The sequence below is a fragment of the Stenotrophomonas sp. HMWF023 genome (assembly GCF_003060985.1).
GTDB classification, from domain to species: Bacteria; Pseudomonadota; Gammaproteobacteria; order Xanthomonadales; family Xanthomonadaceae; genus Stenotrophomonas; species Stenotrophomonas lactitubi.
The window spans coordinates 1-12272 of sequence record NZ_QAIJ01000141.1; the positions used below are offsets into that span (position 1 = coordinate 1).

The window sequence follows — 12272 nt, forward strand, 5'->3', positions numbered from 1 at the left end:
CCGTTGGCACCGAGCGCAGCCGCTTCGCGCTTCAGGCGGGCCACGGCCGCATCGGTCTGCCCCTGCGTGCCAAAGCCCACCGCCGAAGACGACTCCAGCTGGGCGATTTCCTGCGAACCGGCGGGCGGCGTCGAATAGATCTGCACCTGGGCCGGATCGATCGGCGCGCGGGCGCGGCCCAGCATGACCTTGGAGGTGCTGGCGCAACCGGCAACGGTCAGCAGCATGGCCGCCAAGGCGACCCAACGGATGTTCATGGCGTATACCCCTGTAGGACTGGTTCGGATCATCAGCCGGGCACTCTGAATCGGCGCCAACATCGGGGCTCGACCCATGGCCGCACGCTAGCACGGCGCCGGTGAGGTTGACGGCAACGGCGGTAGGCGGCGCTGCCGGGAACGGCTATGGTTGAGAGCAAGAACAACCACGGGGAGTGCGCTATGGGTGTGATCAGTCTGTTGTGGGGCGTACTGGCCCTGTTGTGGATGATCCTGGCGTTGATACCGCTGCTGGGCTGGGGCAACTGGTTCCTGATCCCGTTTGCCGCGGTCGGCGCGATCATCGCCGCGCTCGGCATCCTGTTCACCCACCCCAGCAAGCGCGGCCGGGCCTGGACGGGGCTGATCCTGAACGGCATCGTGGTGGTGGTCGGCATCCTGCGCCTGGGGCTGGGCGGCGGCGTGATCTGAGCCGGTCAAGCCGGTGCGACAGGGCGTCGCAGGTACACGGCCGCTGGCCGGGCAGGGAGTAGAATGGGCGGCTGCGCGAGCCCCCCGCGTGCCTGTTGAACTGCGCCCTGCGCGGCTGCTCCCATGATCATTCGTTCCCGTCCCCACGGCTGGCAACTGCTGTACATCCTGCGTGGCTCCATCGTCCCGGCGATCGCGCCGAAGGTGCTGGCCATCCTCATCCTCTCCATCGCGGTCGCCGCGGTGGTGGAGCTGGCGCCCCCGGTCGGCATCGAGCGTGTCTCGGTCACTCCGTTCACCCTGCTCGGCCTGGTCCTGTCGATCTTCCTCAGCTTCCGCAACAGCGCCTGCTACGACCGCTGGTGGGAGGGCCGCAAGCTGTGGGGCCAGCTGGTGTTCGAATCGCGTTCGCTGGCGCGGCAGGTACAGGTGCTGCTGGCTGACGATGCGCCACGCCGCCAGCGCATCAGCTACCTGACCACCGCCTTCGCCTATGCACTGGCCGCGCGCCTGCGTGCCCGCGACGTGGCGCTGGCCGCGGTGCCATGGCTGGACGAGGAACAGCGCGGGCAGCTCGCCCAGCGCGAGAACGTGCCCGATGCGCTGCTGGCGATGATCGCCGCCGAACTGGCCAAGGCCCGTCGCGAAGGCACGCTCGATTCCATTCTTTACGTCCAGCTGGAAGAGCGCCTGCACGCGATGTCCTCGATCCAGGCCGGCTGCGAGCGCATCCTCACCACCCCGCTGCCGTTCGCCTACACCCTGCTGCTGCACCGCTGCGCATGGATGTTCTGCGTACTGCTGCCGTTCGGCCTGGCCAGTTCGCTGGGCTGGGCCACGCCGGTGCTGTCGGCGGTGCTGGCCTATGCCTTCTTCGGCCTGGACCAGCTGGGTGAAGAAATGGAAGACCCGTTCGGCCTGGAGCCGAACGACCTGCCGCTGGACGCGCTGGTGCGCACCATCGAGATCGACCAGCTCGATGCCCTCGGCGAACGCCCGTTGCCCGAACCCCTGCTGCCGCAGGGCTACCTGTTGCAATAGCCACTCCTCGGAGCCTGCCATGCCTCATCCCCATTACCGCCCGCGGCGCATGCGCCATGACGAATTCTCGCGCCGCCTGATGCGCGAGAACACGCTGACCACCGACGACCTGATCTATCCGGTGTTCGTGCACGAACCGGCCGGCCGCGTCGCGGTGCCGTCGATGCCGGGCGTGGAGCGGCTGTCGATCGAAGAACTGCTGAAGGTGGCCGAGGAAGCGCTGGAACTCGGCATCCCGGTGATCGACCTGTTCCCGGTGCTGGACGCCTCGCAGAAGTCGCTGGACGCTTCCGCGGCGTGGGCCGAGGACGGTCTGGCGCAGCGTGCGATCCGCGCGCTGAAGTCGCGTTTCCCGGAGCTGGGAGTGATGACCGACGTTGCCCTGGATCCGTACACCACGCACGGCCAGGACGGCATCATCGATGACAAGGGCTACGTGCTCAACGACATCACCGTCGAAGCGCTGGTCAAGCAGTCGCTGTCGCACGCCGAGGCGGGCGCGGACATCATTTCGCCTTCGGACATGATGGATGGCCGTATCGGTGCGATCCGTCGTGCGCTGGACGCCGACCACCATCTCAACGTGCGCATCATGGCCTACTCGGCCAAGTACGCCTCGGCGTTCTACGGCCCGTTCCGTGACGCGGTGGGCAGCGCGGCCAGCCTCGGCAAGGCCGACAAGAAGACCTACCAGATGGACCCGGCCAACGGTGATGAGGCGATGCGCGAGATCGCCCTGGACCTGGAGGAGGGCGCGGACATGGTGATGGTCAAGCCGGGCATGCCGTACCTGGACCTGGTGCGGCGGGTGAAGGAGACCTTCGGCGTGCCGACCTTCGCTTACCAGGTCAGCGGCGAGTACGCGATGATGAAGGCGGCGTTCGCCAACGGCTGGCTGGACGAGCGCGCCTGCGTGCTGGAATCGCTGCTGGGCTTCAAGCGCGCCGGCGCCGATGGCGTGCTGACCTATTTCGCGCCGCAGGTGGCGCGTTGGCTGCGCGAGCGCTGACAATAGCGCCCACGACGGACGGAGGAACACGCGATGGGACCTGAAATGGGTTGGATGCAATGGTTGATCTGGGGCACCGGTACTCTGGTGTTCGGGGCCATCATCGTCGGCGTGTTCGTCGCTGCCTGGCGTGCCGCACGACGGCCGCCCGAGCAGCTTTCCGCCGCCGCCCAGGTTGCCCGCGAGCAGGCCATGCCGGAGAGCGTGCAGGCCGAACTGGCCGCGCTGAACCGGCGCAAGGACAACGGCCAGCTCAGCGAAGTGGAATACGAACAGCAGCGAGCGAAGGTGCTGTCGCGCTGATCTGATGTTCTGGTAGTCGCCAACCTTGGTTGGCGCTTCCGTGTGCCGACTCCGAACCATCATCCACGCATGGCGTGGATCTACTGGTGGGGCCAACCTTGGTTGGCGGTTTTGTTTCTGTGCCGACCAAGGTCGGCACCTACCGGAGGGGGGCGGTCGGCACCCTCCAAACGATCATCCACGCATGGCGTGGATCTACCGCACGCACTCCGGCACTGCCTCCACCTTCGGTACTGCCAGCCGGTATACATCCACACCACCGGCCCGTGGCGACTTCGCCGCGCTGCTGGCCACCATCATTTCGCCTGGCTTGGCGTTGTCGACCACCGGCGCGGCGGTCCAGCCGCTTCCCTGATTGAACGACAACCCCAACGGCTGCAGCGCAGCGCCCGTCCACGCGCAACCGCTGGTCCAGACCTGTGCAGTGTCATCGCTGCCACGGCTGAAGGCCACGGCGCCAGCGCTGCCCAGCCAGTCGCCATCGGTTTCATCGGCAGCGCTGTTCAACGCCTGCAACGCCGTGGCCGGCCCGCGCGCGCCCTGCGCGTCCAGCGTGGCCACGAACAGGTCCCAGCCGGCGCCACGGCCCTGCTGACGGGCAAACAGCAGCCGCCGCCCGTCCGCGCTCAATGCCGGGCCGCGCTCCTCATGGCGACCGCCATCGCCGGCCAACGGCTGCGGGGCGCCCACGCTGCCATCGGCGGCGATCGCCGCCCGGTACAGCGCCAGCCGGCCCTCGCGACCTGCGGCGAACAGCAGCCAGCGGCCGTCGCGGCTGAAATACGGATCGCGCACTTCGCCGGACACCGCCAGCGGTAACGCCTGCGCCTGCTGCCAGCGGCCGTCGACCACGCGCGCCTGCCACAACCCCCAGCCGGCCTCGCCACGGCGGGCGAAGACGATGCGCTGGCCATCGGCGCTGATCGTGGCCCGGCCCTCATCGGCGCGGGTGGAGACCACGCCCATGCCCTCGATGCCGTACTCGTTCAACGCCATCGCCACCGGGGCAGAGAGTAGACTGGCGGCGAGCACCAGCAGGGTCGGGGCGATACGCATCATCCAGGTCCATGCACGAAAGAGCACCAGTCTAGCCAGCTTGAGGATTCCATGACCGATCGTTACGCCGTCTTCGGACACCCCGTCGCCCACTCGAAGTCGCCGCAGATCCATGCTGCGTTCGGTCGCCAGGAAGGCATCTCCCTCGACTACCGCAGCATCGATCTCGCCCCGGAAGCATTCCTGGCCGGGCTGGAGGCGTTCGCCTCCGAGGGTGGTGTCGGTGCCAACGTCACCTCACCGCACAAGGAAGCGGCATTCTCCGTGTGCACCACGCTGACCGCGCGCGCGCGCCGCGCCGGCTCGGTCAACACCCTGCTGCGCAAGGGCGACCGCTGGCACGGTGACACCACCGATGGCATCGGCCTGGCGCGCGACCTCACCGACCGCCACGGCCTGGACCTGCGCGGCCGCCGCGTGCTGCTGCTGGGCGCCGGTGGTTCGGCGCGCAGTGTTGCGCCGGCGCTGCTGGATGCCGGCATCACCGAACTGGTGGTGGTCAACCGCACGCCGGAACGCGCCGACGAACTGATCGATGCCATGGGCGAGCCGGGCCGCGCGCTCAGCCGCTACTGGGACGATCTGCGCGACCTCGGTGATTTCGAGCTGATCCTCAACGCCACCTCGGCCGGCCGCGATCGCGACGCCGAGTTCAAGCTGCCGCTGTCGCTGGTCAATTCGATGACCACCGCGGTCGACCTGAACTACGGCGAGGCTGCCATCGCCTTCCTGGCCTGGGCGCGCGCCGCGCAGTGCCGCAACACGGTCGATGGCCTGGGCATGCTGGTCGAGCAGGCGGCCGAGAGCTTCCTGCAGTGGCACGCCGTACGCCCGCAGACCGACGAGGTCTACCAGCAGCTGCGCGCCGGTGCCGGTGCCTTCGCCGGGCAGGACTGATCAATGGATAGCCAGGCTCTGATGGTCTCCCTGCTGACCATGGTCGGCGTGCGCCTGCCGGTGCTGATCGCCTTGTGCGTCGGCCTGGTCTGGGTGATGGGCGCGCCGCGCGATCCGGCACGCACCGGCGCGCTGACCGGCCTGCTGCTGTTGCTGGCGTCCAGCATGGGCAGCCTGCTGGCCAACCTGGTGCCGATGTGGATGGTCAGCAAGGGAGACTTCAGTGCGATCTCGCAGCTGAGCACCGTGCTGGGTGTGGTCCACTTCGGCCTGGCGATGCTCGATGCCGTCGGCACGGTACTGCTGGTCTGGGCATTGGTACGGCTGCTGCGGCAGCGCGCTGCGACGCCCTGACCCCGATGGCGGCCTTGGCCGCATTGGTGGCGTTGTGGGGCGCGCATCCAGCCACCGCGCGACGCTGCTGACCCTGTTCAGCGCCCGCGCATCGGAGCCCGTGGCCGGCCATGCGACAATGGCCGGCCTGACCCCGCTACGGTAGTTCTGGCGTGACCGAAACCGTCGCCGCCCCACGCAAGCTCGATGACACCTTGAAGGACGCGATCCGCAAGGCGTACACGACGCTGCAGGCCAATACCCCCGGCTTCTCCACCCGCCGCTCGCAGAGCCAGATGATCGGCGTGGTGTCGCGCGCGCTGTCCACCAGTGGTGGCGTGGGCGTGGTCGAGGCGCCGACCGGCGTTGGCAAGAGCCTGGGCTACCTGACCGCCGGCGTGCCGATTGCCCTGGCCAGCAAGAAGAAGCTGGTGATCAGCACCGGTACCGTGGCGCTGCAGTCGCAGCTGGTCGAGCGCGATATCCCGAACTTCCTCAAGGCAACCGGCCTGGAGGCGACCATCGCACTGGCCAAGGGCCGTACCCGCTACCTGTGCACGCGCAACGCCGCCGAGGCGCATGGCGAGGGCGCGCAGAACGGCATGTTCGACGACGAGCAGCCGCTGTTCGACCGCCCGCTGGCGCCGATCGAGATGGACATCGCCAAGCGCCTCACCGTGGCCTTCAGCAACGGCAGCTGGGACGGCGACATCGACAACGCACCGGAAACCATCAGCCCCGGCCTGCGCGGGCGCATCACCACGCCGGCCTCGGGCTGTGCGGGGCGACGCTGTGCGTACTCGGCGCAGTGCGCGGTGCTGCGTTCGCGCAATACCGTGCGTGACGCGCAGATCGTGGTCACCAACCACGCGCTGCTGCTGTCGGCGCTGTCCATTGGTGACAGCGACAACGGCCAGCCGATGATCGCCGCGCCGTCGGACATGCTGCTGGTGCTCGACGAAGGCCACCACGTTGGCAATGTGGCCATCGATCAGGGTGCGGCCAGCCTGGCGTTGGATGAAATGGCCAAGCGCACCGGCCGCCTGCAGATCCTGATTGCCGGCGCCTACCGCGCGGTCGACAAGGATCGACTTGGCAACCTGTTGCCGAACGAAGCCATCGACGCGGCCAGCAATGTGGCCAAGGGCCTGCGCATGTTCCGCGACCACGTGGAAGCGGTGTGGATGCCGGCGCCGGCCGATGAGGAACCGATGTGGCGCGCCGCCAACGGGCGTCTGCCCGAGGCCTGGCGCGAACCGATCGAGGCGCTGGCCGACGATACCCGCAGCCTCTACAACTGGGCGCACGCGGCCACCGCGCAGGTCGCCAAGGGCAAGCCGGACGATCCGGCGCGCGAGCGCCTGCAGCGCAACCTGGGCATGGCCCTGGAGATGATAGAGCAGCAGTACAACCTGTGGCAGGTCTGGCGCCGCGAGGACAAGGAAGGCGCGCCGCCGATGGCGCGCTGGGTGACCGCCACCCGTGATGGCGACCTGGTGCTGCATGGCTCACCGGTGTCGGCCGCGCACGTGCTGCGCAAGCTGTTGTGGGATGAAGTGGATTCGGTGGTGCTGACCTCGGCGACGCTGACCGGCGGCGGCGATTTCCAGGCGCTGGCGATCGACAACGGCATCCCTGAAACCGCCGAGATGGTCTCGTTGTCTTCCCCGTTCGACCTGCCCAACCAGGCCGAGCTGATCGTGCCGCCGTTCCCGGTTACGCCTGATGACCGCGAAGGCCATCCGCGTGAAGTGGCGCGCTACATCGGCAAGGAACTGGATTGGACGAAGGGCTCGATGGTGCTGTTCACCTCGCGCTGGAAGATGGAAAAGGTGGCAGGCCTGATGCCGGCCGCCAAGCGCAAGCAGGTGCTGGTGCAGGGCGAGATGTCGAAGACGCGCATGATCGACGAACACCTGCGCCGCGTGGCTGCCGGCGAGGGCTCGGTGCTGTTCGGGCTCAACTCGTTCGGCGAAGGCCTGGATCTTCCGGGTGAGGCCTGCACCACGGTGGTGATCACCCAGGTACCGTTCGCGGTGCCGACCGATCCGCAGACCGCCACGCTCAGCGAGTGGGTGGAAGCGCGCGGGCTCAATGCGTTCAACCTGATCGCCATTCCGCATGCGCTGCGCACGCTGACCCAGTTCGCCGGCCGCCTGATCCGCACCTCCACCGACACCGGCCGGGTGATCATCCTCGACTCGCGGCTGCTGACCCGCCGTTACGGCAAGCGCATCATCGACGCGCTGCCGCCGTTCAAGCGCACCATCGGTTGAGGCGCTCTGGTAGCGGCGGGCCATGCGCGGTGAAAAGCCTCAACCCCTGAAGTGGTAGTGCCGGCCGCTGGCCGGCAACCTCGCGGATCGGACTACCATGGCGCGACCGCACGCGCAGAGGGGAGTCACATGCACGATTGGACAATCATCGCGACCCACAGTGACTGGATCGCCGCCACTTTCGAGCTCGTCCTCCGCGATGCGACCCAAACGGAGCGCCATCTGCAGTTCGAAGCGGTCGAGCATGTGGTGCTGGACAGGAGCGAGCCCTGGGGGCCGAGTGCATCGATCAACGAAGTGATGGCGAGCGAGGATCGCGCCGAGGGCGGCATCCGCGTGGTGTTCGAGCTGCAGTCCGGCGGTGCGGTCCACATCTCCGCAGGCTCGTGCCGCATGGATGGCGAGCCGTTCGCGTTCTGAGCAAAAAGGGGACGGAGGGGATTAAGTCGTTTGTGGCACAAACGACTTAATCCCCTCCGTCCCCTTTTCTGTCAATCGCCGAGCAGGGCGGTGTTGCGCACGGCGCCCTTGTCGGCGCTGGTGGCCAGCAAGGCGTAGGCCTTCAGCGCGCTGGTGACCTTGCGCGGGCGCGGTGCACGCGGTTTCCAGCCGCGTGCATCGGCGTCGGCGCGGCGTTGTGCCAGGGTGGCGTCGTCCAGCAGCAGGTCGATGCGCCGCGCCGGGATGTCGATGCGGATGCGGTCGCCATCCTCCACCAGACCGATCACACCGCCGCTGGCCGCTTCCGGAGAGACGTGGCCGATCGACAGGCCCGAGGTACCGCCGGAGAAACGCCCGTCGGTCAGCAACGCGCACTGCTTGCCCAGCCCCTTCGACTTCAGGTAGCTGGTCGGATACAGCATTTCCTGCATGCCCGGGCCACCCTTCGGGCCTTCGTAGCGGATCACCACCACGTCGCCGGGCTTCACTTCATCGGCGAGGATGCCGGCGACCGCCGCGTCCTGGCTTTCGAACACACGCGCAGTGCCTTCGAACACGTGGATCGATTCGTCCACGCCCGCAGTCTTCACCACGCAGCCGTCGACGGCGAGGTTGCCGCGCAGCACGGCGAGGCCACCTTCCAGTGAGTAAGCGTGTTGCAGCGAGCGGATGCAGCCCTCGGCGCGGTCAACATCCAGCGACGGCCAGCGCGTGGCCTGGCTGAAGGCTTCCTGGGTGGGAATGCCGGCCGGGCCGGCCTTGAAGAAGGTGTGCAGGGTGTCGTTGTCGCTGCGCATCACGTCCCAGCGATCCAGTGCTTCACCGAGCGTGCTGCTGTGCACGGTAGGCACGGACGTATCCAGCAACCCGGCGCGGTCCAGCTCACCGAGGATGCCGAACACACCACCGGCGCGATGCACATCTTCGACGTGGTACTTGGGCGAGTTCGGCGCCACCTTGCACAGTTGTGGCACGCGACGCGACAGTGCGTCGATGTGGGACAGGTCGAAGTCGACCTCCGCTTCCTGCGCGGCAGCCAGCAGGTGCAGGATGGTGTTGGTGGACCCGCCCATGGCGATATCCAGGGTCATCGCGTTGGCGAACGCGGCCTGGGTGGCGATGCCACGCGGCAGTGCACGCGGATCTTCGCCGCCATACCAGCGATGGCACAGCTCGACGATCAGGCGGCCGGCACGGCGGAACAGTGCCTCGCGGTCGGCATGGGTGGCCAGGGTGGTGCCATTGCCGGGCAGCGACAGGCCCAGGGCTTCGGTCAGGCAGTTCATCGAGTTGGCGGTGAACATGCCCGAGCAGGAACCACAGGTGGGGCAGGCGCTGCGCTCGTACTCGGCTACTTTCTCGTCGCTGGCGCTTTCATCGGCGGCGATCACCATCGCATCGACCAGATCCAGCTTGTGCTCGGACAGCTTGGTCTTGCCGGCTTCCATCGGTCCGCCGGACACGAACACCACCGGAATGTCCAGGCGCAGTGCGGCCATCAGCATGCCGGGGGTGATCTTGTCGCAGTTGGAGATGCACACCAGCGCGTCGGCGCAGTGCGCGTTGACCATGTACTCCACCGAGTCGGCGATGATCTCGCGACTGGGCAGCGAGTACAGCATGCCGTCGTGGCCCATGGCGATGCCGTCGTCCACGGCGATCGTGTTGAATTCCTTGGCGACGCCGCCGACCTGTTCGATCTCGCGCGCAACCAGCTGGCCAAGGTCCTTCAGGTGCACGTGGCCGGGCACGAACTGGGTGAAGGAGTTGGCGATGGCGATGATCGGCTTGTGGAAGTCGCCATCCTTCATGCCGGTGGCACGCCACAGGGCGCGGGCGCCGGCCATGTTGCGGCCAGCGGTGGAGGTGCGGGAGCGGTATTCAGGCATGGCTGGCGGAACGGGCGGGCCGTACGACGTGGGGGTCGGATGATGATGGCGGAGTTTTTCGGTTGCTGCTGCAACCACCGGTGGTGGTCCGGCAGGGCTGCGCCCTGCACCTGCCGAATCAACGGCAACGTCAACGTCAAAAGCTGGCTATCCGTGGGATGGCGGGGTTCCCGCTGCTATTGGTGGGTGTCGACCTTGGTCGACACGGTAGATCCACGCCATGCGTGGATGGCGCGGCATGTGGACGGCGAAAATGAAATTCCGTTCATCTTTCCCACTTTGCCGATTCCGGTTGTTGGCCGGGATTTGGCATGATGGGGCATTGTTCCGACTTGAAGGCATGAGGCCATGAAACGTTCCCGCACCACCGCGCTGCTGCTGATGAGCGCTGCGCCGCTGCTGTTCACTGCCTGCCAGAAGGAAGAGCAGGTGCAGGTGCAGGAAGGCCTGTATACCTCGGTGGAGGCCTGCACCACGGCTACCGCTGATCCTTCGGCCTGCCGCAATGCATTTGCCGAGGCGCAGAAGAAGTCCGCCGATGCAGCGCCGAAGTACGCGACCAAGGAAGCCTGCCAACAGGACTACAAACCTGAGCAGTGCGTGCAGCAGCACACCTCGGCCGGCACCTCGTTCATCGGCCCGATGATGATGGGCTTCTTCATGTCGCAGATGCTGAGCAACCGCGGTGGCCTGGCCCCGCAGGCGCCGGCTTCGGCGCCGGCCTACCAGGACAAGAGTGCCGGCTGGGCGCGTCCTGCCCCGGGTGGCAGCGGTGGCCTGAACACCGCCAGCGGCATCGGCGCGGGCAAGGCCGGGCTGGCCCCGGTCAGCAGCGAACCGAACCGTGCGGTGACCGCCAGCCGCAGCGGCTTCGGCAGCACCAGTGCGCGCCGTAGCGGCAGCAGCGTCGGCGGTTGATCAATCCATGCAACGTATCCGTATTGCCGAGCGCGCCCAGTGGCGGGCGCGCGCGGAGGAAGCCGGTTTCCGCTTCCACACCATCGAAGGCCAGCCGTACTGGGATGAAAGCGCGTATTACGCGTTCACCCTGCGCCAGATCGAACAGGACATCGAAGACCCCAGCGCCGAGCTGCATGCGATGGCGATGGACCTGGTCGGCGATGTCATCGGCAGCGAGCGCCTGATGGACCAGTTGGCGATCCCCGCGCATTACCGCGACTGGATCGCCGACAGCTGGCGCCAGCGCCAGCCGCACCTGTACGGGCGCCTGGATCTGGCCTACGACGGCACCGGCCCGGCCAAGCTGTACGAGCTGAACTACGACACGCCGACCTCGCTGTTCGAAGCCAGCTTCTTCCAGTGGCAGTGGCTGGAGGACCAGCGCAACGCCGGCCGCCTGCCGCAGCATGCCGACCAGTTCAACGCGATCCATGAAGCCCTGGTCGAGCGCTTCGGCGAACTGGCCACGCAGCTGCCGCCGCCGCTGTACTTCAGTGCGGTGGGCAGCTCTGACGAAGACCGCGGTACGGTCGATTACCTGCGCGACTGCGCCTCGCAGACGGGCCTGCACGGGCAAGCGATCGCCATCGAAGACATCGGCCTGTCCGAAGACGGGCGCTTCACCGCGCTGGACGATACGGTGATCGGCACGCTGTTCAAGCTGTACCCACTGGAAGACCTGATGGCCGAGGAATTCGGCCGTGCGTTGCCGGGGTCGGGCGTGCAGCTGCTGGAACCGGCATGGAAGGCGGTGCTCAGCAACAAGGGCATCCTGCCGTTGCTGTGGCAGCGCAACGTTGGCCATCCGAACCTGCTGGAAGCACATTTCGATGACGGCAGCGCGCTGGCCTCGGGCTGGGTGCGCAAGCCGCTGTTCTCGCGCGAAGGCGCCAACATCGAGATGCACCTGGCCGACGGCAGCACGCAGCGTAGCGACGGCCCGTACGACGGTCCGGCCATCCTCCAGCGTGCGCATCCGCTCACCCGCTTCGAAGGCGGTTACCCGCTGATCGGCAGCTGGGTGATCGGCGACCACGCCTGCGGCATCGGCATCCGCGAAGACGACAGCGCGATCACCCGCGACAGTGCGCGCTTTGTGCCGCACGCGATCATCGATGAGGCGCCGACGCGGATCTATGTCTGATGGCGGTGCGGCGCACGAAGTGCCGGCGTGGGCGAACCACGCCTGTGGCAGTGCGTCACTTTGATGATGGCCGTGGTCTCCGGTCGTTCGCCGACCGGGTGGCGGTGCGCTGTCATCGCTGTCAAACGCCCGGTTGGGTAGTTACCAGCAAAAGCTGCTGTCGGATGTCGGCGCAGTTCCGTTGCTCGGGTTGCAGTGCGTCCTTGGACGGCTCGGATTGGGTTGGCGCGATGC

The 12272-nt window shown here is 67.4% G+C and carries 12 protein-coding genes and 1 pseudogene; 10 read left to right on the forward strand and 3 right to left on the reverse strand.

The genetic code is table 11. The annotated features are described in order from the left end of the window. A pseudogene (locus DBR20_RS07450) lies at positions 1-257 on the reverse strand (hypothetical protein); the annotation flags it as partial. 183 nt (positions 258-440) lie between these two features. On the opposite strand from DBR20_RS07450, the gene DBR20_RS07455 reads away from it, so the two are divergent. The 4 genes from DBR20_RS07455 to DBR20_RS07470 all read left to right on the forward strand — a co-directional run bounded on the left by DBR20_RS07455 (position 441) and on the right by DBR20_RS07470 (position 3042). Next, positions 441-689, forward strand: a complete 249-nt coding sequence (locus DBR20_RS07455) for a hypothetical protein (RefSeq protein WP_032952021.1) — start codon at positions 441-443, stop codon at positions 687-689. Between the two features lie 123 nt (positions 690-812). Continuing rightward, positions 813-1730, forward strand: coding sequence for a bestrophin family ion channel (locus DBR20_RS07460; RefSeq protein ID WP_108265738.1), 918 nt, complete (start codon positions 813-815; stop codon positions 1728-1730). Positions 1731-1749: 19 nt separating this feature from the next. Further along, complete coding sequence (gene hemB / locus DBR20_RS07465; protein ID WP_025877543.1) at positions 1750-2739, forward strand: porphobilinogen synthase; 990 nt, start codon at positions 1750-1752, stop codon at positions 2737-2739. 33 nt (positions 2740-2772) lie between these two features. After that, entirely contained in the window at positions 2773-3042 is a 270-nt protein-coding gene (locus DBR20_RS07470; RefSeq protein WP_108265739.1) for a hypothetical protein, read from the forward strand. Between the two features lie 195 nt (positions 3043-3237). Here DBR20_RS07470 and DBR20_RS07475 read toward each other — a convergent pair whose 3' ends face one another. Further along, positions 3238-4101 (reverse strand): PD40 domain-containing protein, encoded by an 864-nt coding sequence (locus DBR20_RS07475; RefSeq protein ID WP_108265740.1) that lies wholly within the window; start codon positions 4099-4101, stop codon positions 3238-3240. Positions 4102-4149: 48 nt separating this feature from the next. On the opposite strand from DBR20_RS07475, the gene aroE reads away from it, so the two are divergent. From aroE to DBR20_RS07495, 4 genes are all read left to right on the forward strand, one after another. Next, a complete protein-coding gene (gene aroE, locus DBR20_RS07480) occupies positions 4150-4995 on the forward strand; it encodes a shikimate dehydrogenase (protein ID WP_108265741.1) in 846 nt (281 codons plus the stop codon). Between the two features lie 3 nt (positions 4996-4998). Further along, the gene (locus DBR20_RS07485) at positions 4999-5349 is read left to right on the forward strand and encodes a hypothetical protein (protein WP_108265742.1); all 351 of its coding nucleotides are present in this window, start codon (positions 4999-5001) and stop codon (positions 5347-5349) included. A 152-nt stretch (positions 5350-5501) separates the two neighbouring features. Beyond that, positions 5502-7604 carry an ATP-dependent DNA helicase DinG gene (gene dinG, locus DBR20_RS07490; RefSeq protein WP_108265743.1) on the forward strand — a complete coding sequence of 701 codons (2103 nt, stop codon included), beginning with the start codon at positions 5502-5504 and terminating at the stop codon, positions 7602-7604. Positions 7605-7733: 129 nt separating this feature from the next. Continuing rightward, complete coding sequence (locus tag DBR20_RS07495) at positions 7734-8024, forward strand: hypothetical protein (protein ID WP_108265744.1); 291 nt, start codon at positions 7734-7736, stop codon at positions 8022-8024. 71 nt (positions 8025-8095) lie between these two features. On the opposite strand, the gene ilvD is transcribed toward DBR20_RS07495, so the two are convergent. Continuing rightward, a complete protein-coding gene (ilvD, locus tag DBR20_RS07500) occupies positions 8096-9934 on the reverse strand; it encodes a dihydroxy-acid dehydratase (RefSeq protein ID WP_108265745.1) in 1839 nt (612 codons plus the stop codon). A 348-nt stretch (positions 9935-10282) separates the two neighbouring features. Between ilvD and DBR20_RS07505 the strand changes: the two genes are divergently transcribed. After that, positions 10283-10852, forward strand: a complete 570-nt coding sequence (locus tag DBR20_RS07505) for a DUF1190 domain-containing protein (RefSeq protein ID WP_089237645.1) — start codon at positions 10283-10285, stop codon at positions 10850-10852. Between the two features lie 7 nt (positions 10853-10859). Further along, complete coding sequence (locus tag DBR20_RS07510) at positions 10860-12038, forward strand: glutathionylspermidine synthase family protein (protein ID WP_108265746.1); 1179 nt, start codon at positions 10860-10862, stop codon at positions 12036-12038. Positions 12039-12272: the final 234 nt, after the last annotated feature.